At 66.0% G+C, this 19,007-nt stretch carries 24 protein-coding genes; 8 read left to right on the plus strand and 16 right to left on the minus strand.

Annotated features, from left to right (window positions below):
* Positions 1-18 precede the first annotated feature (18 nt).
* Both BXU08_RS09295 and BXU08_RS09300 read left to right on the plus strand, forming a co-directional pair.
* The gene (locus tag BXU08_RS09295) at positions 19-1,287 is read left to right on the plus strand and encodes an ectonucleotide pyrophosphatase/phosphodiesterase (RefSeq protein WP_077509807.1); all 1,269 of its coding nucleotides are present in this window, start codon (positions 19-21) and stop codon (positions 1,285-1,287) included.
* A gap of 38 nt (positions 1,288-1,325) precedes the next feature.
* Entirely contained in the window at positions 1,326-1,778 is a 453-nt protein-coding gene (locus BXU08_RS09300) for a MaoC family dehydratase (protein WP_077509808.1), read from the plus strand.
* Positions 1,779-1,874: 96 nt separating this feature from the next.
* Here BXU08_RS09300 and BXU08_RS09305 read toward each other — a convergent pair whose 3' ends face one another.
* The 6 genes from BXU08_RS09305 to BXU08_RS19560 all read right to left on the minus strand — a co-directional run bounded on the left by BXU08_RS09305 (position 1,875) and on the right by BXU08_RS19560 (position 6,305).
* On the minus strand, positions 1,875-2,438 hold the full coding sequence (locus BXU08_RS09305; protein WP_077509809.1) for a hypothetical protein: 564 nt from the start codon (positions 2,436-2,438) through the stop codon (positions 1,875-1,877).
* Positions 2,439-2,516: 78 nt separating this feature from the next.
* Complete coding sequence (locus BXU08_RS09310) at positions 2,517-3,056, minus strand: adenine phosphoribosyltransferase (RefSeq protein ID WP_077509810.1); 540 nt, start codon at positions 3,054-3,056, stop codon at positions 2,517-2,519.
* An 83-nt stretch (positions 3,057-3,139) separates the two neighbouring features.
* The gene (locus BXU08_RS09315; protein ID WP_077509811.1) at positions 3,140-3,973 is read right to left on the minus strand and encodes a cytochrome c1; all 834 of its coding nucleotides are present in this window, start codon (positions 3,971-3,973) and stop codon (positions 3,140-3,142) included.
* Positions 3,974-3,988: 15 nt separating this feature from the next.
* The gene (locus BXU08_RS09320) at positions 3,989-5,278 is read right to left on the minus strand and encodes a cytochrome b/b6 (protein ID WP_077509812.1); all 1,290 of its coding nucleotides are present in this window, start codon (positions 5,276-5,278) and stop codon (positions 3,989-3,991) included.
* A 12-nt stretch (positions 5,279-5,290) separates the two neighbouring features.
* Positions 5,291-5,875 (minus strand): ubiquinol-cytochrome c reductase iron-sulfur subunit, encoded by a 585-nt coding sequence (gene petA, locus BXU08_RS09325; RefSeq protein ID WP_077509813.1) that lies wholly within the window; start codon positions 5,873-5,875, stop codon positions 5,291-5,293.
* A complete protein-coding gene (locus BXU08_RS19560) occupies positions 5,862-6,305 on the minus strand; it encodes a hypothetical protein (protein WP_171982478.1) in 444 nt (147 codons plus the stop codon). The genes petA and BXU08_RS19560 overlap by 14 nt, the downstream gene beginning before the upstream one ends.
* Positions 6,306-6,507: 202 nt before the next feature.
* Between BXU08_RS19560 and hemF the strand changes: the two genes are divergently transcribed.
* Both hemF and BXU08_RS09335 read left to right on the plus strand, forming a co-directional pair.
* A complete protein-coding gene (gene hemF, locus BXU08_RS09330) occupies positions 6,508-7,350 on the plus strand; it encodes an oxygen-dependent coproporphyrinogen oxidase (protein ID WP_077509814.1) in 843 nt (280 codons plus the stop codon).
* Positions 7,341-7,937, plus strand: a complete 597-nt coding sequence (locus tag BXU08_RS09335; protein WP_077509815.1) for a GNAT family N-acetyltransferase — start codon at positions 7,341-7,343, stop codon at positions 7,935-7,937. Before hemF ends, BXU08_RS09335 begins: the two co-directional genes overlap by 10 nt.
* Here BXU08_RS09335 and BXU08_RS09340 read toward each other — a convergent pair.
* The gene (locus tag BXU08_RS09340) at positions 7,904-8,641 is read right to left on the minus strand and encodes a hypothetical protein (protein WP_077509816.1); all 738 of its coding nucleotides are present in this window, start codon (positions 8,639-8,641) and stop codon (positions 7,904-7,906) included. The two genes, BXU08_RS09335 and BXU08_RS09340, sit on opposite strands and share 34 nt — an antisense overlap.
* Positions 8,638-9,471 (minus strand): hypothetical protein, encoded by an 834-nt coding sequence (locus BXU08_RS09345; protein WP_171982479.1) that lies wholly within the window; start codon positions 9,469-9,471, stop codon positions 8,638-8,640. The genes BXU08_RS09340 and BXU08_RS09345 overlap by 4 nt, the downstream gene beginning before the upstream one ends.
* A gap of 58 nt (positions 9,472-9,529) precedes the next feature.
* On the opposite strand from BXU08_RS09345, the gene lipB reads away from it, so the two are divergent.
* The 3 genes from lipB to BXU08_RS09360 all read left to right on the plus strand — a co-directional run bounded on the left by lipB (position 9,530) and on the right by BXU08_RS09360 (position 11,422).
* Positions 9,530-10,213, plus strand: a complete 684-nt coding sequence (gene lipB / locus BXU08_RS09350) for a lipoyl(octanoyl) transferase LipB (RefSeq protein ID WP_077509818.1) — start codon at positions 9,530-9,532, stop codon at positions 10,211-10,213.
* A 110-nt stretch (positions 10,214-10,323) separates the two neighbouring features.
* The gene (locus BXU08_RS09355) at positions 10,324-10,578 is read left to right on the plus strand and encodes a hypothetical protein (RefSeq protein WP_150125482.1); all 255 of its coding nucleotides are present in this window, start codon (positions 10,324-10,326) and stop codon (positions 10,576-10,578) included.
* Positions 10,579-10,738: 160 nt separating this feature from the next.
* Positions 10,739-11,422 (plus strand): hypothetical protein, encoded by a 684-nt coding sequence (locus BXU08_RS09360; protein ID WP_077512210.1) that lies wholly within the window; start codon positions 10,739-10,741, stop codon positions 11,420-11,422.
* 106 nt (positions 11,423-11,528) lie between these two features.
* Here BXU08_RS09360 and queE read toward each other — a convergent pair whose 3' ends face one another.
* The 7 genes from queE to BXU08_RS09395 form a co-directional block, all read right to left on the minus strand.
* Entirely contained in the window at positions 11,529-12,161 is a 633-nt protein-coding gene (queE, locus tag BXU08_RS09365) for a 7-carboxy-7-deazaguanine synthase (protein WP_077509820.1), read from the minus strand.
* Positions 12,158-12,841, minus strand: a complete 684-nt coding sequence (queC, locus tag BXU08_RS09370) for a 7-cyano-7-deazaguanine synthase QueC (RefSeq protein ID WP_077509821.1) — start codon at positions 12,839-12,841, stop codon at positions 12,158-12,160. The genes queE and queC overlap by 4 nt, the downstream gene beginning before the upstream one ends.
* A 148-nt stretch (positions 12,842-12,989) precedes the next feature.
* On the minus strand, positions 12,990-13,391 hold the full coding sequence (locus BXU08_RS09375) for a hypothetical protein (RefSeq protein WP_171982480.1): 402 nt from the start codon (positions 13,389-13,391) through the stop codon (positions 12,990-12,992).
* 91 nt (positions 13,392-13,482) lie between these two features.
* The gene (locus BXU08_RS09380) at positions 13,483-14,400 is read right to left on the minus strand and encodes an Hsp33 family molecular chaperone HslO (protein ID WP_150125637.1); all 918 of its coding nucleotides are present in this window, start codon (positions 14,398-14,400) and stop codon (positions 13,483-13,485) included.
* 126 nt (positions 14,401-14,526) lie between these two features.
* The gene (locus BXU08_RS09385) at positions 14,527-14,970 is read right to left on the minus strand and encodes a hypothetical protein (protein ID WP_077509824.1); all 444 of its coding nucleotides are present in this window, start codon (positions 14,968-14,970) and stop codon (positions 14,527-14,529) included.
* Positions 14,971-14,979: 9 nt separating this feature from the next.
* Positions 14,980-15,897, minus strand: coding sequence for an ornithine carbamoyltransferase (gene argF, locus BXU08_RS09390; RefSeq protein WP_077509825.1), 918 nt, complete (start codon positions 15,895-15,897; stop codon positions 14,980-14,982).
* A 150-nt stretch (positions 15,898-16,047) separates the two neighbouring features.
* Positions 16,048-17,244, minus strand: a complete 1,197-nt coding sequence (locus BXU08_RS09395; RefSeq protein WP_077509826.1) for an aspartate aminotransferase family protein — start codon at positions 17,242-17,244, stop codon at positions 16,048-16,050.
* A 198-nt stretch (positions 17,245-17,442) separates the two neighbouring features.
* Here BXU08_RS09395 and BXU08_RS09400 point away from each other — a divergent pair, with 198 nt between their 5' ends.
* Complete coding sequence (locus BXU08_RS09400; protein ID WP_077509827.1) at positions 17,443-18,165, plus strand: hypothetical protein; 723 nt, start codon at positions 17,443-17,445, stop codon at positions 18,163-18,165.
* On the opposite strand, the gene BXU08_RS09405 is transcribed toward BXU08_RS09400, so the two are convergent.
* Complete coding sequence (locus BXU08_RS09405; RefSeq protein ID WP_077509828.1) at positions 18,162-19,004, minus strand: ABC transporter permease; 843 nt, start codon at positions 19,002-19,004, stop codon at positions 18,162-18,164. The two genes, BXU08_RS09400 and BXU08_RS09405, sit on opposite strands and share 4 nt — an antisense overlap.
* Positions 19,005-19,007 lie beyond the last annotated feature (3 nt).

Raw genomic sequence — 19,007 nt, forward strand, 5'->3', positions numbered from 1 at the left:
CAGTGGCAAGGCACGGCCATGCACTGGAGTTCGAAGCTGGTCGCGGCCGCCCTCGCCGCGCTTCTGCAGGCCTGCGTCGCCGCACCCGGTATGCAGCCCACATCGGCCGCGTCGGTCGAGACGCGCGCGCCGGTGACGATCCTGATCTCGATCGACGGCTTCCGTCCGGACTATCTCGATCGCGGCGTCACGCCGGTGCTGTCGCGGCTGGCGGCGGAAGGTGCGCGCGGTGCGATGCGGCCAAGCTTCCCCAGCAAGACCTATCCCAATCACTGGACCCTGGTCACCGGGTTGCGCCCCGATCGCCATGGCCTGGTCGCCAACAAGATGGAGGATCCGGCGCGCCCCGGCGAAACCTTTACGATGAAGAGCGACGATCCCTTCTGGTGGAGCGCCGCCGCCCCGATCTGGCTCGATGCCGAGCGCGCCGGGATCCGCACCGCCACGCAGTTCTGGCCAGGTTCCAACATCGCGATCGGCGGCACCAAGAAGAAGGCCGACGAGTGGGAAACGATCGGCGGCGAGCGGCCATCGGACTGGCAGCAATTCAACCAGTCGGTCAGCGGCACCCAGCGCGTTGCCGGCATTCTGGACTGGGTCCGCCGCCCCGCGGCGATTCGCCCACGCTTCCTGACGCTCTATTTCGACGCCGTCGACGAGGCCGGCCATGATTTCGGGCCCGGCGATGCGCGGACGCTAGAGGCGGTGGCCGGAGTCGATCGGCACATCGGTGAACTGGTCGCGGGGCTCGCCGCGCAGCACCAGCCCGCCAATCTCGTGATCGTCGCCGACCACGGCATGGCACCGACGAGCAGCGACCGGGTCGTCGTGCTCGGCGATGTGGTCCCTTTGGAAGACGTCCGCGTTCTCGAGACCGGCGCCTTCGTCACGCTCGCGCCGACGCCGGGCAATGCAGCGGCTGTCGAAAAGGCGCTGCTGACCAGCCACCCGCACATGCAATGCTGGCGCAGAGGCGCGTTCCCGGCACGCTTTCACTACGGCACGAACGTGCGGGTCGCGCCGATCTTCTGCCTCGCCGAAACCGGCTGGCAGATCGAAAAGGCGGCACCGTCGGAGCCTGCCACCGGCGGCAATCACGGCTATGACGTGTACGCGCCGGAGATGGCCGCGCTGTTCATCGGCCATGGTCCGGCGTTCCGGCCCGCCACCCTCCCCGCCTTCGACAATGTCGATGTCTATCCGCTGCTCCGCGGCTTGCTCGGCCTCGGTCCCAAAGCGGGCGTTGACGGCACCGACGCCGTCTTCGCACCGACGCTGCGCCGCTGAGGCTTGCCAAAGGTTAGTTTCCATACGAAACTGAAGTCATGCTCTATTTTGACGATATCGAAGTCGGCATGAAGCGCAGCTTTGGCAGCTACGAAGTGACGCGCGACGAAGTTCTGGAGTTCGCGCAGCGCTATGACCCCCAACCCTTCCACCTCTCCGATGGGGCAGCGGCCGAGACCCATTTCGGCAAGCTCGCGGCGAGCGGCTGGCATACCTGCGCGATGACGATGGCAATGTTCGTCGAGCATATGAAGGCGCATCCACAGGCGAGCCTGGGCGCGGCGGGAGTCGACGAACTGCGCTGGCTCAAGCCTGTCTATCCGGGCGATGTCCTGCGCTGCGAGAGCGAAGTATTGGAAGTGCGGCCATCACAGAGCCGCCCCGAGATGGGCAGCGTCCGTAACCAGATGACGACGTTCAACCAGAAGGACGAACCCGTGCTCCGTTTCATTGCGCTGGCACTGATGCGACGGCGGCCGGCCGCCGACTAGGCGCAGAGTGGATCGGTCAGACGATTTCAAAGAGTGGACGGCAAAAGCGCCGCTCGATGCAAGCAGACGAAATCCTACATTACAAGCGCGTCCGGCTTAGTCGCGGCCACCCCGGCGACTTCCGCGCCGCTCGCCACGGTCCTGGCTGCGGGCACCGCGATATTCGCTGCGGTTCTGCGGGCGGTTTTCGCGGAATTCGGGACGCGTCGTGCGGCCGGGCTGATAGGTTCGGCGATCGTCGCCGCGGCCGGTGCGATAGGCGCCGCGGTCCTCGCGCCGCTCGTTGCGGAATTGCCCCCAATTGTCGCGGATCTGGCTGCGATCCCCGCGCCAATTGTTGCGGCGGTTCTCCCAATAGCGGCGCTGGCCACTGTTCCAGCGATGCGGGCGGCGGTCGCGGTCGTAAACGTAATAGCCCGAGCCCGGATAATAATAGTCGCCGTACCAGCCGAAATAGGACGCGCCATAGCCGCTGCCGTAGCCGGCATAGCCATAATCGTCATAGCCGCCGTATCCGCCACCATAGCCATCGTAATAGCCCGCGCTGGCATAGCCGACCGAGACGCCCGAATAGCCATAGCCGTCCTCGGTGCAGGCGGCGGTGCCCAGCCCGAGCGCAGCGAGCAGCCCGATGGCGGAGATGCGGCGAATGAACGTCATGGCGATCCTCTCAAGCGCAGCCGGGTCAGACGGCTGACGATTTGAGAACGGTATCGCAGCGGCGATGTTCCGATCCGCTCAATGCCCATCGAACGCGACCAGCGCGTTGACGGCGATCCCGTCGCCGCGCAGCGCATCGGCGCCACCCAGCTCGGGCAAGTCGACCACGAAGGCGGCCTGGGTCACTTTGGCGCCGGCCTTGCGCAGCAGCCGCACCGCGGCGCGCGCCGTTCCGCCGGTGGCGATCAAGTCGTCGATGAGCAGCACCCGGGCGCCGGGCGCACACGCATCGGCGTGGATGGCGATCCGATCGGTGCCGTATTCGAGCGCATAATCCTCGGCGATCGTCGCGCCGGGGAGCTTCCCGTCCTTGCGGATCAGCAGCAGCCCGGTGCCCAGCTTCACCGCCAGCGCCGCGCCGAACAGGAAGCCGCGCGCCTCGATCCCGGCGACGAGATCGACCTTGCCCTCGACCCCATCGGCCAGGCGCTCGATCGTCAGCCGGAGCCCCTCGGCGTCGAGCAGCAAGGTGGTGATGTCGCGGAACTGGATGCCGGGCTTGGGGAAATCGGGGATCGTGCGGATGCGCCGGCGAATGTCTTCATTGTCGTTCGCCATGGCCGGCCTTCCTCAAACGAGGAACCCGCCGGGCACAGGCTCCGGCGGGTTCCAATATTTCAGCGACGCGGGAGGCGTCGGCCTTAGTGCTTCACGCCCCGCCACACGGTCAGGTACGCGCCGTAAGCGAGCCCCGTCGCGATCAGCAGGAAGATCACCACGGCGAAGCCTGCCGAGTGACGCGTCTGCAGCGTCGGCTCCGCGGTCCAGACGAGGAACGCCGAGACGTCCTTGGCCATCTGATCGACCGTGGCGCGGGTGCCGTCCGAATAGGTGACCTGATTCTCGGCAGTCAGCGGCGGCGGCATCGCGATGTTGAGGTTCGCGAAATACGGGTTGTAGTGCGAACCGTCCGGAGTCTTGGCGCCGGGGAAGTGCTTGAGCAGCTCGGCCGGCTGCTTCTCTTCATAGCCGGTCAGCAGCGAGTAGACATAGGCCCCGCCGTCATGCCGCGCCTTGGCGATCAGGCTGAGATCCGGCGGCGTGCCGGTGCCCGGATAATACACCTTGGGGAAGCGATCCGAGGCAAGGTTGTCGCGCTCGCCCCAGGTGCCGGCCTTGGGATCCTGCACCGGCTGCTTGAACGGCCAGTCCTTGGCGATCTTCTTCACTTCGGCTTCGTTGTAGCCGACCTTCTGGAGATCGCGGAACGACACCAGATTCAGCGAGTGGCAGGCCGCGCAGACCTTCTCATAGACCAGGAAGCCGCGCTGGATCTGGGCGTTGTCGAACTTGCCGAACGGCCCGTCCGAAGCGAGCTTCAGCTCCTTGGCGTGGTGATGGAACTCTTCCTCGGCGGTAGGCTGCGGCGGCTCCTGCACGAGGCCGACGATCGTGCCGACGAGCGAGAGGAACAGCACGCCGATAAAGGCGAGGCCCACCAGGAACTTGATCGAGCGCATGAACAGCGGAAGCATTTTCTCGATTCCCCTTTACGCGCTCAGCGCCGTTTCGCTCATCCGCGAGCCACCATGATCGCCCAGCACTGCCTCGGTGATCGAGTTGGGCAGCGGCTTGGGACGCTCGAGGCGCGAGATGATCGGCACGATGATGAGGAAGTGCGCGAAATAATAGGCTGCGGTGATCTGGCTGATGATGACCACGGCCGGCGTGGCAGCCGAACCGCCGCAATAGCCCAGCACCAGCACGTCGAGCACCAGCACCCAGAAGGCGATGCGGTATGCCGGGCGGAAGTTCGCCGAGCGCACCGGCGACTTGTCGAGCCAGGGCAGGAAGAACAGCAGCAGGATCGAGCCGAACATCGCGACCACGCCCCACAGCTTCGCCGGGATGATGAAGTCCGCGGTGAAGGCGCGCAGGATCGCGTAGAACGGCCAGAAATACCATTCGGGGACGATGTGCGCCGGAGTCGAGAGCGGGTTGGCCGGGATGTAATTGTCCGGGTGGCCAAGCAGATCGGGGTAGAAGAAGATCAGCGTCGAGAACAGGATCAGGAACACGCCAACTCCGAAGCCGTCCTTCGCCGTATAGTACGGGTGGAACGGAACGGTGTCCTGCTCGCCCTTCACTTCCACGCCGGTCGGGTTCGACGAACCCGGGATGTGGAGCGCCCAGATGTGGAGGATCACGGCGCCCGCGATCACGAAGGGCAGCAGATAGTGGAGCGAGAAGAAGCGGTTGAGCGCGGCGTCGTCCGGCGCATAGCCGCCGAGCAGCCAGACGCGGATCCATTCGCCGACGACCGGGATCGCCGAGAAGAAGCCGGTGATGACCTGCGCACCCCAGAAGCTCATCTGGCCCCAGGGAAGCACATAGCCCATGAACGCCGTGGCCATCAGCAGCAGGAAGATCACCACGCCGATCAGCCAGACCATCTCGCGCGGCGCCTTGTACGAGCCGTAATAGAGCCCGCGGAAGATGTGGATATAGACCACCAGCAGGAACATGCTGGCGCCGTTGGCGTGCGCGAAGCGCAGGAACCAGCCGGCGTTGACGTCGCGCATGATCGTGCCGTTGATCGATTCGAACGCACCGGCGGCCGACGAGTGGAAGTGCATCGCCAGCACGATGCCGGTGACGATCTGGATGACCAGGCACACCCCGGCGAGCACGCCGAAGTTCCAGAAATAATTGAGATTGCGCGGGACCGGATAGCCGGCGCCGACCGCGTTATAGACGAAGCGCGGCAGCGGAAGCCGGCTGTCGATCCACTGCGTCAGCGGGTTCTTCGGTTCGTAATGGCGTGCCCAGGGGAAGCTCATCTGCGTCTATCCTCAACCGACCACGACGACAGTGTCGGACGTGAATGCATAATCGGGCACCGCCAGATTGGTCGGCGCCGGGCCCTGCCGGATGCGGCCGGCAGTATCATAGGCCGAGCCGTGGCACGGGCAGAAATAGCCGCCGAACGGCCCGCGATTCTCGCCTTCGCCCGCACCCAGCGGCACGCAGCCGAGATGGGTGCACACGCCCAAAGTGATCAGCCAGTTGCCATGGCCTTCCTTGGTACGCTCGGCGAGCGTCTGCGGATCGCGCAGGCTCGACACGGGAACCGCATCGGCCGCGGCGATCTCCGCCGGAGTCAGGTTGCGGACGAACAGCGGCTGCTTGCGGAAGCTCGCCTTGATCGCCTGGCCCGGCTCGATCGCCGAGACGTCGAGCTCGGTGGTCGACTGCGCGAGCACGTCGGCCGAGGGGTTCATAGAATTGATCAGCGGCAGCACGACGACGCCGGCGCCGACGCCCGCGAACGACACTGCGGCGATCTGGAGATAGTCGCGGCGGCGCGGATTCTCGATCACGTCACCCGGCGGGACCACCGTCTGGGTCGGGGAAACACCGTCTTCAAGCGTTGCCATGCTTCAGCCCTTGCACTTCAGAACATGCCCGCACGAACACGCGGGATAAACGGGACGCGGGCGCATACACGCCCAGAGCCGCCCGGTGCCCCCCGGTGGCTTGGCGGGCCTGATAGACGGCGGGAAGCGGCTTTGCCAACAGGGATTTTGAGCCGGGGATGACGCGTTGCGGGGCGCGGTGGACCGACGCGGCGGTATCTCCGAGCGCCAACCACGAGCGATTTTGCCGGGTCTCGCTTGGCGGGACGGCTTCGAAGTTGACGAAGTTGACGCATATCGCGTGTACAGTTGATGAAGTTGACGCATGCCATCGCGCGAACGGTTGACGAAGTTGACGCATGCCATCGCGCGAGCGTTGACGAAGTTGACGCATGCCATCGCGCGAGCGTTGACGGTCAAGCAACGGCGCGGCGTTGAAATGGCGGAGCATGCCCATGCCGTCACGAGAGCAGAACAAATCCTACATTTCCAGGAATGTTTAGGCGGCCAAGGCGGTGCGCGCTGGTATCCACCGCCAAGAGATTGCGCTGGCGAGACGCGCGCCAGACCGACGGCTTTCCCGCCTGAGCGAGTGCGGGCGGGACATTCTGTCCCCTCGACACGCTTCCCCGCCCGGGCCTACTAGCCCGGCCATGCAAGACCTCGACCCCCAGCAGCAAACCGCCCGGACCTGGTTCGAAAGCCTGCGCGACCAGATCTGCGCCGAGTTCGAGGCGATCGAGGCCGAGGCGGGATCGGACGCGCGCTTCGACTATCTCGCCTGGGACCGCACCGATCCCTCGGGCGCGCCCGGCGGCGGGGGGGTGCGCGGAGTGATGAAGGGCAAGGTGTTCGAGAAGGTCGGAGTCAACGTCTCGACCGTCGGCGGCGCCTTCGAAGGCGAATTCGCCAAGACCATCCACGGCGCAGGCGAGGATCCCAGCTTCTTCGCCACCGGGATCAGCCTGGTCGCGCACATGGCCAACCCGCACGTCCCCGCGGTGCACATGAATACGCGCTTCCTGTGCACGACCAAGCGCTGGTTCGGCGGCGGCGCCGATCTCAACCCGCCGATCCCGGTCGAGGCCGACACCGCCGAGTTCCACGCAGTGCTGCGCGCGGCATGCGACGCGCATGACCCCGAACATTATCCGCGGTTCAAGCAATGGGCCGACGACTATTTCTACATCCCGCACCGCAAGGTGCATCGCGGCGTCGGCGGCATCTTCTACGATCACCTCGAAGGCGATTGGGACGCGAATTTCGCCTTCACCCAGGATGTCGGCCGCGCGTTCCTCGACGCCTTTCCGCGCATCGTCCGGCGGCGGATGGACGCGCCGTTCAGCGAGGCGGACAAGGACCAGCAGCTCGAATGGCGCGGGCGCTATGCCGAGTTCAACCTGATCTACGACCGCGGCACGCTGTTCGGGCTCAAGACCGGCGGCAATGTCGATGCTATCCTGATGAGCCTGCCGCCGGTCGCCGCATGGGCCTGACGCCCGTCCCGGACGACCAGATCGCGACGATCGTTACCTCGCTGGAGATGCGCAGCAAGCCGCCGTTGCGCCCTGCCCCGCCCTCGCCGCTCAAGCTGAGCCATTGGCCCGCGCCGGACAGCGAGAAATACCGGGCGCTGTTTCGCCGCGTCGGCGCGCCCTGGCTGTGGTTCTCGCGGCTGGTGATGGCAGAGGCGGCGCTGCGCCGGATCCTCGATGACGAACGAATCGAAGTCTATGCCGCGACCGACCGCGCCGGAATCGAGCTGGGCATGCTCGAGCTCGACTTCCGCACCCAGGGCGTGTGCGAGCTTTCCTATTTCGGGCTGGTCCCCGAGCTTACCGGCAAGGGCAATGGCGGCTGGCTGATGGCGCAGGCGCTGGGCCTCGCCTGGCGCAAGGGCGTGGCGCGCGTCTGGGTGCACACCTGCACGCTGGACCATCCGGCGGCGTTGGGCTTCTACCGGCGGCACGGCTTCGTGCCGTACAAGCGCACGGTGGAGAGCTTTGCCGATCCACGGATCGCCGGAGTTTTGCCCCCCGACGCGGCGCCTCACATTCCCTGTCTGGGCTCGCTGGAGCGATAGGCCGCGATACGCAGCACCGCGAGCACCGACCAGGCCAGACCGCCGATCAATGCAGTGGCAACATAGCCGAGCACCGCTGCGATGCGCGGGTCGCCGATCAACGCCGCGAGCCCGCCAAGCAGGCCGGTCGACACCACGATCAGCAGGAACGCGCCGAGGAAGGTCACGCCTGCCGCGGCGAGCAGCACGACCCAGCCGAAGCCGGCGCTGCGCCGCCAGCCCTGCCGGAATGCGCCGACCACCCCGCCCTCCGGCGCCGCGGCCAGAGCGGGCCCCGCCAGCCAGGTCCGGCCAAAGGCGAACAGGCCGGGGAGCAGGAACAGCGATGCGCCGAAGCTGAACAGCAGCGACCCGATGATGTCGATCGCGAGGAACGGCAGGAAGCGCCGCATCGTGAGCTTGAGCACTTCGCCCAGGGTGCGGCCGTCGCCCTGGAGGTATAGGTTGAGCACGGCGAAGGTGCCGAAGTCGATTGCGAGGTTGGCGATCAGAATCGGCGCCAGATTGGCGACGTAGAACGCCATCACGGCCTCGCGCAGCTTCTCGGGCGCGACGTCGCCGGGAAAGCCGCTATTGGCGAGCAGCAGCACGATTCCGAGCATCGGCAGCACGAAGAACACCCCCGCGATCGGCAGGAGCAAGTCGCGCTCTCGGCGCCACAGGATGCGGGCGTCGGCGAGCACGCCGGCAAGGCGCAGGCTCATGCCGCGGCGTCGCCGTGACGCAGGCCCGCCTGTGCGGCAAGCGCGAGGTAGAGCTTGGCCGTGAAGGCGGGCGGGATCACCATGAATGCCGACTGGACCGCGGCGACGACGATCGATGTCATCACGCTCGACAGCGTCACGCCGTCGCCGTCATTCCCCGCGACCAGTGCGAAGATGACGCCGAACACGGTCTGCGCGGCGAGCCCCGCCACCCAGCTGACGATCGCGAACAGGACGATGACGCCGACGATGCGCAACGCCGCGCCACGCGTCAGCGACCAGGATTCGCCCAGCGCGCTCAGGATGCGGTTCTCCCGCACCACCACCGGCGTCGCGACGATCAGCCGGGCGATCACCCACAGCAGCACCGCCAGCAGCACGAGCGCGTAGAGGCCGACGGACCACGCAACGCCGCTGGCGATCGCCACCGGCTCGCCATTGGCGATCGCCATCATGTCATAGCCGTTGGATGCCAGGATGCCGGGGATCGGCAGCACCAGCACGAACGCGACCGCGAACATTACCACCGACACGATCACCGCGGGGACGAAGCGCCGCGTGGCGATGTTCGCGGCGCTGCGCTCGGAAGCGATGTCGAGCGCCATCGCGGTGATCACCAGCGATCCCCACACCGCCAGCAATGCGAACAGGATCTGCAGGACCTGGAGCACTATCTTCAGGCCCGCGCCGGCATTGGTCGCCGCCGCGGCGAAATTGCCGCTGATGGAGGCGGGCACGAAGAAGGCGAGCAGCGCGACCGGCACGATGGCGGCGATGTTGTCGCTCAGGAACTCGGCGGTACGGTCCCAGACCGTTCCCATTTTCACCATGGCACTCTTGTTCCCTTTGACCCGGCCAAGGTGTTAGCCTCCCGCCGGAGGCTTGCCAATGCTTGCGCAAATCGCGCGCGCGGCGCAATCGGCGCGGATGACATCCGATATCGAATGGCGCGTCGAGCCGGACCGGATCGACTATGCCGAGGCGCTGGCCGAAATGGAGGCGCGCGCGGCGGCAGTCACGCGGCACGAGGCGCGCGAGCTGGTCTGGCTGCTGGAGCATCCGCCGGTCTACACCGCGGGCACCAGCGCGACCGACGCCGCCGAGCTGCTCGATCCGCGCTTCCCGGTGCACAAGACCGGCCGCGGCGGGCGCTACACCTATCACGGGCCCGGCCAGCGGATCGGCTATGTCGTGCTCGACCTGCGCGAGCGGCGGCGCGACGTGCGCTGCTATGTCCACGCGCTCGAAGGCTGGGTGATCGCCGCGCTTGCCGCATGCGATATCGAGGCATTCCGCGCGCCCGGCCGGATCGGCATCTGGACGCTCGACCAGAGTGGCCACGAGGCCAAGATCGGCGCGATCGGCGTGCGCATCCGCCAATGGGTGACGCTGCATGGCTTCGCAGTGAACCTGTCCCCCGATCTCAGCCACTTCACCGGGATCGTGCCGTGCGGCATCGCCGAATTCCCCGTCACCAGCGCCGCTGCCCTGGGCAAGAACGTTACGGCGGAGCGGTTCGACGCCGCGCTGGCCGCCACATTTTTGCCTTTTTTGGGGGCCCTGGCGGCCTGAAGAGCAAATGGAGTCTTGAGGGGCTGCCACAAACCGACTAATGTCCAGTCCGGTTTGGGTTATTAAACGGCGGAACCGCTGTCCAAATCCACTATCTAGGGAGCTTTTACATGCGTGCAGTCCTTTCCAAGATCGTTGCAGGTTCGATGATCGCCGGCGCGGCCCTTCTGGCCTCGGCGTGCACCAGCAACGAGACGTCGACCAACGTGACCAACACCACCGAAGTCGTGCCGACCGAGAACGTCACCGTCACCGACACGATGGTCACCAACATCGACGCGGCTGCTCCGGTCGAGAACGCCACTGTCGAGACCACCAACACGACCACCACGGTCACCGAGAACACCACCACCAACGCGATGTAATCATCGCGCGCGTGAGCGTGTTTTGAAGGGCCGCCCGGGCAACCGGGCGGCCCTTTTCGTTGGTGCCGTGCAGGGCCGCGGCGGCCACCGCGAAAAAAGAGCTTGGGCGCGGACTCAAAATTCCTTAACCACGCGTGGGACAAGCTAAAAAGAGGGCGTGATGCTCGTTCCGCGTATCGTTTCCATGCTGGCCGTATCGGCCGGCCTCTTCGCCGCCGCACCCGCATCGGCGCAATTCTTCCTCAAGTCGGTGAACCTCGCCGGCGCGCGTGTGACCGGCGCCGAGCCGGGCATGACCGGCCCCGCCCTTCCCGACGCCAGCCCCGCGGAGCTCCGCGCCGCGCTGGTGTGGAACCTGCGTGCCGCGCTCAACGTGGCCGCGCTGCAGTGCCAGTTCGAGCCGACGCTGCTGACGCTGGGCAATTACAATGCGCTCCTCAAGGATCACGAAGTAGAACTGCGTGAATCCTATGGAACGCTCGAGAAATATTTCACACGCGTGTACAAGACGAAGAAGGCCGGACAAACAGAACTCGACCGGTTCGGCACCCGCGTCTATTCGGGCTTTTCGACTGTCTCTGGCCAGCTGTCTTTCTGCCAGACCGCCGCCACAATCGGCCATGATGCGCTGTTCACGCGCCGCGGCCAATTCGGCGATCTCGCACATGACCGGATGCGCGAACTTCGCGGCAGCCTTGCTTCCTGGGGCGAGCAGTTCCGCCGCAGCGTCAACTATCAGGTGCTGACCTCCGCGCCGCTGCCGCCGTTCGGCAACGACAAATGCTGGCGCAAGAACACCTATCAGGTGAAGAAGTGCGGCGCGCTGCAGATCGCCACGCGCTAAATAATTTCAGTCATCCCGGCCTTGAGCCGGGATTCCGCTTCTTCTGCCCGACCCAAAGGCAGCGTCACCCCGGCTCAACGCCAGGGTAACGAGAGAAGTCGTAAATCTAGCGCAACCCCAGCAGCTTGTGGGTCTGGAGCGACAGCCGCCACTTCGGCCGCTCCATCGCCAGCGCCACCGCGGCGCGGACATTCGTTTCGCCATTCGCATCGTCCATCGGCTGGACGAGGAAGTTTGCGAAGTCCCAGCCTTCGATCAGGTCGATGTCGGTTCCCGCCTGCGGCCAGACCAGCTTCAATTCGTCGCCCGAGCGCTGGACGACTTCGCTCCCGGCCTTGGGGCTGATGCACACCCAGTCGATCCCGGGATGCGCGGGCAAGGTGCCGTTGCTTTCGATCGCGATGCGGAAACCGCGGGCATGGAGTGCATCGACAAGGCCGTCGTCGATCTGCAGCATCGGCTCGCCGCCGGTGAGCACCACGAAGCGCCGCTCGGCCTCGGCACCCCAATGCCGGACGACTGCGTCCGCCAATGCATCGGCATCGGCGAACTTGCCGCCGCCCAGCCCGTCGGTGCCGACGAAATCGGTGTCGCAGAACTTGCACACCGCGGTCGTGCGGTCCTGTTCACGACCCGACCACAGATTGCACCCGGCGAAGCGCACGAACACCGCGCGCGCTCCCGCATTCACGCCCTCGCCCTGGAGCGTGAGGAACATTTCCTTGACGGCGTAGCTCATGGTGCGGTCGCGTAGCCCGTCGGATCGGGAACGCCGGCCTCTTCAAAGCCCTTGGAACGCAGGCGGCAGCTGTCGCACAATCCGCAATGCACCCCGCCGGGCGCCGGATCATAGCACGACCAGCTCATGCCCAGATCGAGCCCCAGCCGCATGCCTTCGCGGACGATATCGGCCTTGGTCATGTCCTGCAGCGGCGCGCGGATGCGGAAGGGTTCGCCCTCGACCCCGGCCTTGGTCGCCAGTTCGGCGAGCTTCTCGAACCCGGCGATGAATTCGGGGCGGCAATCGGGATAGCCCGAATAGTCGAGCGCGTTGACGCCGATATAGATGTCGCGCGCGCCCATCGCCTCGGCCCAGCCGAGCGCCAGGCTGAGGAAGATCGTGTTGCGCGCCGGCACATAGGTGACCGGGATATCGTCGCCCACGCCTTCCTTGGGCACGTCGATCTCGGCAGTCAGCGCCGAGCCGCCGAATGCGCGCAGATCGAGCGGCAGCACGACATGGCGCTCGGCACCCAGCGCCTGCGCGATGCGGCGCGCGGCGGCGAGCTCGACCTGGTGGCGCTGATTATAGTCGATCGAAAGCGCAAGCAGCCGATGCCCCTCCTCGCGCGCACGCGCCGCGGAGATCATCGAATCCAAACCGCCCGAGATCAGGGCAACTGCAACGCTGTCGGTCATGATCGCCGCCGCTAGCCGGTTTCGTGCCGCAACGCAAAATGGGCCGCGGTGAAGCGGCCCAGTTGGAATTTGCCAGAGAGGAAATGCTCCAGGAAGGAGCGAGGCAAACTCTAAACGAACAAGGTTAACGAATCGTCACCGCGCCGGATCAGCTACAGGCGCCGATCCGCCGCCCCTCATATTGCTCGGAAAACGGCGCGCCGTTGGCCACGCCCTGCGTCTGGATGTTGATCACCCGCGGCGTATCGACCGAGATCGCCGTGCGGCCATGGCCGTGGCTCGGGCAGGTATAGCGGACCGTCGCCGAGCGCTCGCTATTCTCCATCACGAAATGCTCGCACTGGGTGTTGCCGTGGACGATCTGGATGAGCGACGCGGGATTGGCGACGCACACGCGCCGCGTCGTCCCGTCGGGGCTCTTGAGCTGCCATTGGCCATGCTCGATCCCGCCCAGTGCATTGGGCGCGCCGCGCTGGGCAGGCGCAGCCGCGGCACCGAACAGGACCAACGCTGCCAAAATCGCCGGGCGCATCAAAGGCTTAAATATCATCCATCACTCCCCGCCCCGCGCGACAGCATTCGGCGCCCCAAACGAATGCTGCGTCCGCGGTTCGCCGGAGATATGGAAGCCCGTTTTGCGATTACAACGGCGGTGAAACAAAATCGGCGAGCTGCACCGGAAACTTCTTCGAGCAGAACGCGCAGTCGACGCTGATCACGCCATTCTCATCGGCCATCTCGGCGCGATCTTCGGGCGGGAACTTGCTGAGCACTTCGGTGATGTACCCCGTATCGCAGCGGCAGCCGCGCGACAGGGTGGCACCGGCGAGCACGCGCACTTCCTCTTCCTCGTTGAACAGCCGCCAAACGAGGTTCTCGAGCGCGATGCTCGGCTCGGCGAGTTCGTCCGGGCCCATCGTCGCCGAAAGCGCCTCGACATGCTGCCATTCGGGATGGTCGAGCCGGGTATGCAGCCGCTCGCGCCCGATCTCGCCCTCGGGCAAATGCTGGACGAGGATGCCGCCGGCGATCAGCTTGCCGTCCTTGCCGCGATGCGTGCCGATCCGCACCAGAGTGGGGATCTGCTCGGACTGCAGGAAATACGCCTCCGCCGCCGCGCCGATCGACGCCGAGGCGAGCGGGACGATCCCCTGGTAGCGCTCCTTGGTCGTCGCCTGGTCGAAGGTGATCGCGAGATGCCCCTTCTTGCACAGCGCGTCGAGCGTCGGGTTCTTGCCCAGCTGCGACAGCCGCTCGGCATCGAACTGGACATAGCCGCGCAGCTCGCCATTCTTGTAGTCGCACACCAGCAGGCTGACGATCGCGCCGGGCGACTGCGCCTGAAGCGTCATCTGCCCCTGTGCGTCCTTGAGCGTCGCGCCGAGCAGCGCCGTGAGTACCAGCGCCTCGGCGAGCAGCCGCTCGATCGGCGTGGGATAGGCATGCGCCGACAGGATCTCGTCGAGCACCGGCCCCAGCCGCGCGACGCGGCCGCGGGCATGGCGGTCCGGAATGGTGAAGCCGATCACGCGATCGAGATCGGTGGTGGGGGCGGTGATAGGGGTCACTTCTCGTCTCCAGCCGTTCGCCCCGGCCTGTCGAAGGGCGGCCCTCCACGAGCGAGATGCTTGCGGCAAACCGCCCTTCGACAAGCTCGGGGCGAACGGAGATTTTGGGTTCCGGGCCTAGATAGGACGCCGCGAGCTCGAAACAACACGCTCGGTTCGCCGCGCCGCGAACCATGCCGCAACCCAGAACATCCAGCCGATAGTCAGTGCGGCGAGCCCGGCCCAGAGCAGCCGCTCGACCAGAAACGCCAGGAAGAAGAATCGATTCAAATTTCCAGACAAGCTGTCGTCGGAAGGAAGGACGACGCCGACCCAATAGGAGCAGCTCACGGCTGCGAGAGCCAGCAAAGCGCTGAGCAGGATAAACCATAGCCCCGCACTTGCGATGCCAACGTGGCCAACGCTCGCGAGTTTAGCCACGGCGCCTGCATTCGCGGCGGCCACGAACAACACGAGCAGCACTCCCGAATCCCCGCGAAATTCCTCATCGAAGAAAGCTGCGATCGCGAGCGCGACGGTCAGTATCAGAGCGGCGAACGCGATACTCCGGATTGCCGGCATGCCTGCCCCCTAGATCTGTCCGAAGCACCACCGTAGCACGGATTTCTGTGCATGCAGCCGGTTCTCGGCCTCGGGCCAGATCAGCGATTGCGGGCCGTCGATCACGGCATCGACCACTTCCTCGCCGCGGTGCGCGGGCAGGCAGTGGAGGAACGCCGCGTCGGGCTTGGCCGATGCCATCAGCGCTTCGGTGACCTGGAAGGGCATCATCGCCGCGAGCTTGGTCTCGGCATGCGCCTGGCCCATCGAGATCCAGGTATCGGTAACGATCACGTCGGCGCCTTCGACGGCTTCGTTCGCGCTGCCCACGACCCTGGCGCGGCCGCGGCCGCGTGCGACATCCGCGTCGCTCGGCTGAAAGCCCTGCGGACAGGCGGCGACCACGTCGAAGCCGAGCAGTCCGCCGGCCTCCATGATCGAGGCGAGGACGTTGTTGCCGTCGCCCAGCCAGGCAAGCTTGAGCCCCGGCAGCGCACGGCCGCTTTCTAGGATGGTCAGCAGATCGGCCATGATCTGGCAGGGATGCGAGGCGTCGGTGAGCCCGTTGATCACCGGCACGCTGGCATATTTCGCCATGTCGACCACCTTGGCGTGATCGTCGGTACGGATCATGATCGCATCGACATAGCCCGAGAGCACCCTCGCGGTATCGGCGATGCTCTCGCCGCGGCCGAGCTGCATGCTGCCGGCGTCCATCACGATGCTGGTCCCGCCGAGCTGGCGGATCGCCATGTCGAACGACACCCGGGTGCGCGTCGAGTTCTTCTCGAAGATCATCGCGAGGACATGGCCGGCGAGCGGCGCATCGGCATCGGCCTTGCCCCTGGGCCAGCCGGCGCGCGCCTGCTTCCGGGCGATGGCGTCGTCGAGCATAGCCTGCACGCCCACCGTGCCGGCATCGGAAAGGTCGAGGAAATGGCGTGTCATCAGAATTCCTCCCTCGCGCAGCGGGGGAGGTGGCGCGCGAAGCGTGACGGAGGGGAACCCTCCGCGGGCGATACGCTTGCGGCTACGCCCCCTCCACCATGCTGCGCATGGTCCCCCTCCCCCGCTTCGCGAGGGAGGAACACAACAATTCTAGTCATCGCTCGGCGGCGCGAAGCTGCGCGCACCTGCGCTCAGCCGCTCGACGCACTCGGCGATGTGGCTCTCGTCGATGATCAGCGGCGGCAGTACGCGGAACACGTTCTCGCCCGCCGCGACGGTGAGCAGCCCGTGATTGTCGCGCAGATGCGCCACGAAATCGCGCGATACTGCCGGGTCCTTCATCTTGATGCCGAGCATCAGCCCCTTGCCGCGGATCTCCTCGAACAAATGATCGTGGTTGGGGATCAGCTGCTCGAACGCCTGGCGGAGACGCTCGCCCATCGTGACGACATTCTCGAGGAAACCGTCCTCGGTCATCACGTCCAGCACCGCCTGCCCCGCCGCCATCGCCAGCGGATTGCCGCCATAGGTGGAGCCGTGCGTGCCGACCACCATGCCCTTGGCCGCTTCCTCGGTTGCCAGGCACGCGCCGAGCGGGAAGCCGCCGCCGATGCCCTTGGCCGCGGTCAGGATGTCTGGGGTAATGCCGTAATGCTCATAGGCCCACATCTTGCCGGTGCGGCCGTAGCCGCACTGGATCTCGTCGAGCACCAGCAGCAGGCCGTGCTCGTCGCACGCCTTGCGCAGGCCCTGGATGAATTCGGGAGTGCCCGCGGTCATCCCGCCTTCGCCCTGCACGGTCTCGACCAGGAAGCCGGCGGTCTCGTCGTCGATCAGCGCCAGCGCGGCTTCGAGATCGTTGAACTTCGCATAGGCAAAGCCCGGCAGCAGCGGCTCGAAGCCGTCGCGCATCTTGGGCTGGTCGGTCGCCGAGATCGCGCCGATCGAACGGCCGTGAAAGGCGTTCTTGAACGTGATCAGCTTGTGGCGCTGCGGGTTGCCGTTGACATAATGATAGCGGCGCGCGGTCTTGATCGCGCACTCGACTGCCTCGACCCCCGAATTGGTGAAGAACACCGTGTCGGCAAAGCTGTTGTCCACGATGCGCTGCGCCAGCGCCTCGCCCTGGGGGCTGCCATAAAGGTTGCTGACGTGCATCAGCGTCGCGACCTGCTCCTGCAGCTTCGCGGTCAGATGCGGATGGCCATGGCCCAGCGCATTGACGGCGATCCCCGCGGCAAAGTCGAGATACTGCTCGCCACGCTCGCCATAGAGGTAGACGCCCTCGCCTCGCACCGGCCGCACGCCGCACCGCGGGTAAACGGGCATCAGCGGGGTGATAGGCATTGGTACAATCCTCCTTGGTCGAAAAAGCTGGGTGGAGCTCCAGAAACGCAAAAGGGCGGCCAACCGGACCGCCCGGAGCGGGTGTTTAGGGGCAGCGCCACACCGGCGTCAATAATCCTTTGGCGGTGGGCCATGCCAGCGCCGCATGGGCCGGGATCGTTTCGCCGCCGCCATGGGTTTGGTCCCACGGAGAGAGCGATGCCCGCGATACTGGAAAAATGGCAAGTCGGCCCCCACGGCCCGCTGGTTGAACTCGACGAGGGCCTGCTGACGGTCACCGGCGAGATCGTGATGCCACTCGGGCGCTTCCCGCGGCGGATGACGGTGATCGCACTGGAAGACGGCGGCACGGCGATCTGGAGCGCGATCGCGCTGCGCGAGCCCGAGATGGCGCGGATCGAGGCCCTGGGGCGCCCGCGCTTCCTGATCGTCCCCAACCAGGCGCACCGGCTCGATAGCCGGATCTGGAAGCAGCGCTACCCCGACATGAAGGTGCTCGCCCCGCCCAGCGCCCGCGACCAAGTGGCGCAGGCCGTGCCGGTCGATGCGACGGTGGACATCATCGGCGATCCCGCAATCGTCTTTGCCAAGATCGCCGGTGCCCGGCTCGACGAATTTGCACTGCAGGTGCACCGCCCCGACGGCACCAACCTGATCCTCAACGATGTGATCGGCCATGTCCGCCATCCGCACGGGATCGGCGCGTGGATCATGGCGCGGCTGATGGGCTTCGGCGTCCACGGCCCGCGCGTGCCGCGGATCGTCAGGCGGATGATGATCGGCGATTCCAGGGCGCTGGCAGCGCAGCTCCGCGACTGGGCGGCGATCCCCGACCTCAAGCGGATCATCGTCAGCCATGGCGACCCGATCGAAGACGACCCCGCAGCCGCGCTGCGCAAGGTCGCCGACAGTCTGGACTAGTTCTTCAAATTCCAGCCGTTGCGCAGCAGCAGGTAGCAGACCAGCCCGAGCACCATATCGATCGCCAGGATGATCAGGCTGCCGGTCAGGATCGGCGAATCGGCGACGCCGAGGAAGCCGTAGCGGAAGCCCGAAATGATGTAGAAGAACGGGTTGAGGTGACTGATCGTCTGGAACACGGGCGACAGCTTGTCGACCGAGTAGAAGGTGCCCGACAGCAACGACAGCGGCGCGACGACGAAGTTGCTCACCGCCGCGGCATGATCGAACTTCTCCGCCCAGATCGATGTCAGCACCCCGAGCAGCGACAGGAACAGCGCGCCGAGGAAGCCGAACCACAGGATCGCCCAGAAATGCCGCGGCGTGACATCGACGCCCGGCCACAGCAGCATCGCCAGCCACACCGCCGCGCCGACGCAGAATGCCCGCGTCACTGCCCCGCCGCACAGCCCGGCGAGCAGCTCGCCGGTCGAAAGCGGCGGCATCAGGTAATCGACGATCGTCCCCTGGATCTTGCCGACGAGCAGCGAGAAGCTCGAATTGGCGAAGGCGTTCTGCAGCATTCCCATCACGATCAGCCCCGGCGCGATGAAATCGGCGAAGTGAATCGGATGCCCCTGCAGCTCGACCGTGCGTCCGCCGCCACCCAATGCGACGGTGAAGATCACCAGAAACAGCAGCGTCGTGACTGCCGGTGCCCAGATCGTCTGGAGCTGCACCTTGAAGAAACGCCGCACCTCCTTGATATAGAGCGTACGCAATCCCCCCCAGTTCACGTTGCGAATCACCGGAACGCCGGGCTCGGGGAGGGTATGACCGGTTTCGGGGTGGCTGCTCATCGC

It is taken from the genome of Sphingomonas sp. LM7 (genome assembly GCF_002002925.1).
In the GTDB taxonomy this organism is placed as follows: Bacteria; Pseudomonadota; Alphaproteobacteria; order Sphingomonadales; family Sphingomonadaceae; genus Sphingomonas.

Bases quoted from the DNA above. Each gene is read 5' to 3' on its own strand.
- BXU08_RS09295 (WP_077509807.1), top strand. From the start codon at position 19: ATGCACTGGAGTTCGAAGCTGGTCGCGGCCGCCCTCGCCGCGCTTCTG.
- BXU08_RS09300 (WP_077509808.1), top strand. From the start codon at position 1,326: ATGCTCTATTTTGACGATATCGAAGTCGGCATGAAGCGCAGCTTTGGC.
- BXU08_RS09305 (WP_077509809.1), bottom strand. From the start codon at position 2,438: ATGACGTTCATTCGCCGCATCTCCGCCATCGGGCTGCTCGCTGCGCTC.
- BXU08_RS09310 (WP_077509810.1), bottom strand. From the start codon at position 3,056: ATGGCGAACGACAATGAAGACATTCGCCGGCGCATCCGCACGATCCCC.
- BXU08_RS09315 (WP_077509811.1), bottom strand. From the start codon at position 3,973: ATGCTTCCGCTGTTCATGCGCTCGATCAAGTTCCTGGTGGGCCTCGCC.
- BXU08_RS09320 (WP_077509812.1), bottom strand. From the start codon at position 5,278: ATGAGCTTCCCCTGGGCACGCCATTACGAACCGAAGAACCCGCTGACG.
- petA (WP_077509813.1), bottom strand. From the start codon at position 5,875: ATGGCAACGCTTGAAGACGGTGTTTCCCCGACCCAGACGGTGGTCCCG.
- BXU08_RS19560 (WP_171982478.1), bottom strand. From the start codon at position 6,305: ATGCTCCGCCATTTCAACGCCGCGCCGTTGCTTGACCGTCAACGCTCG.
- hemF (WP_077509814.1), top strand. From the start codon at position 6,508: ATGCAAGACCTCGACCCCCAGCAGCAAACCGCCCGGACCTGGTTCGAA.
- BXU08_RS09335 (WP_077509815.1), top strand. From the start codon at position 7,341: ATGGGCCTGACGCCCGTCCCGGACGACCAGATCGCGACGATCGTTACC.
- BXU08_RS09340 (WP_077509816.1), bottom strand. From the start codon at position 8,641: ATGAGCCTGCGCCTTGCCGGCGTGCTCGCCGACGCCCGCATCCTGTGG.
- BXU08_RS09345 (WP_171982479.1), bottom strand. From the start codon at position 9,471: ATGGTGAAAATGGGAACGGTCTGGGACCGTACCGCCGAGTTCCTGAGC.
- lipB (WP_077509818.1), top strand. From the start codon at position 9,530: ATGCTTGCGCAAATCGCGCGCGCGGCGCAATCGGCGCGGATGACATCC.
- BXU08_RS09355 (WP_150125482.1), top strand. From the start codon at position 10,324: ATGCGTGCAGTCCTTTCCAAGATCGTTGCAGGTTCGATGATCGCCGGC.
- BXU08_RS09360 (WP_077512210.1), top strand. From the start codon at position 10,739: ATGCTCGTTCCGCGTATCGTTTCCATGCTGGCCGTATCGGCCGGCCTC.
- queE (WP_077509820.1), bottom strand. From the start codon at position 12,161: ATGAGCTACGCCGTCAAGGAAATGTTCCTCACGCTCCAGGGCGAGGGC.
- queC (WP_077509821.1), bottom strand. From the start codon at position 12,841: ATGACCGACAGCGTTGCAGTTGCCCTGATCTCGGGCGGTTTGGATTCG.
- BXU08_RS09375 (WP_171982480.1), bottom strand. From the start codon at position 13,391: ATGATATTTAAGCCTTTGATGCGCCCGGCGATTTTGGCAGCGTTGGTC.
- BXU08_RS09385 (WP_077509824.1), bottom strand. From the start codon at position 14,970: ATGCCGGCAATCCGGAGTATCGCGTTCGCCGCTCTGATACTGACCGTC.
- argF (WP_077509825.1), bottom strand. From the start codon at position 15,897: ATGACACGCCATTTCCTCGACCTTTCCGATGCCGGCACGGTGGGCGTG.
- BXU08_RS09395 (WP_077509826.1), bottom strand. From the start codon at position 17,244: ATGCCTATCACCCCGCTGATGCCCGTTTACCCGCGGTGCGGCGTGCGG.
- BXU08_RS09400 (WP_077509827.1), top strand. From the start codon at position 17,443: ATGCCCGCGATACTGGAAAAATGGCAAGTCGGCCCCCACGGCCCGCTG.
- BXU08_RS09405 (WP_077509828.1), bottom strand. From the start codon at position 19,004: ATGAGCAGCCACCCCGAAACCGGTCATACCCTCCCCGAGCCCGGCGTT.